This window comes from Dorea sp. 210702-DFI.3.125, from assembly GCF_020560945.1.
Classification (GTDB): Bacteria; Bacillota; Clostridia; order Lachnospirales; family Lachnospiraceae; genus Dorea; species Dorea formicigenerans.
The window spans coordinates 1-431 of record NZ_JAJCNF010000092.1 but is presented as its reverse complement, the minus strand read 5'-3'; the positions used below and the strand labels follow the sequence as shown (position 1 = coordinate 431).

General features: G+C 48.7%; 2 protein-coding genes. Both read left to right on the top strand.

Going from position 1 to position 431, the window contains the following annotated elements:
- Window positions 1-224: hypothetical protein (locus LI164_RS15695; RefSeq protein WP_227087382.1), on the top strand; the 224-nt coding region annotated here is incomplete at its 5' end.
- Window positions 221-379: a transposon-encoded TnpW family protein gene (locus tag LI164_RS15690; protein WP_006428300.1), complete on the top strand. Its 159-nt coding sequence runs from the start codon at window positions 221-223 to the stop codon at window positions 377-379. The genes LI164_RS15695 and LI164_RS15690, both read left to right, overlap by 4 nt.
- Window positions 380-431 lie beyond the last annotated feature (52 nt).

Below are 431 nucleotides of genomic sequence, written 5' to 3'. Positions count from 1 at the left end.
ACGGCAAAGAGCCGTATCGGGGACAGACTTGTGACCGAGAAAGACGGCACAGCATGGGTCTGCTATCTCCGAGACTGACAACAGGAACACGGCAAGCATGGCAAAGACGGCAAGGTTTTTATAGATACCTTAATGTTGCCGCCTTGCCTTGTTCCCTCATACCGACACCGCTCGATGATGAACAGTCACCGGGCATTTTTCATTTACAGGAGGATTTTGAATGAACAATACCGCAACCAACACCGCCACTTGCCCGACTGTCAGAAAGCAGATCGGCAAGACAACCTATATCGTCCGTGTCCATTTCAGCCAGACCGCAAAAGAGACGATGGAGGACAAAATCAAGCGTCTGCTCCGTGAGGAAGTCCGCAAAATGTGACTTCTTTTTGAATTTGATGAAAAAGTCCTTGACTTTTCGTCTCTGGCAAAAC

What these genes read in the sequence shown, in the direction of transcription:
- LI164_RS15690 (WP_006428300.1), top strand. Translation starts at nt 221, where the DNA reads ATGAACAATACCGCAACCAACACCGCCACTTGCCCGACTGTCAGAAAG.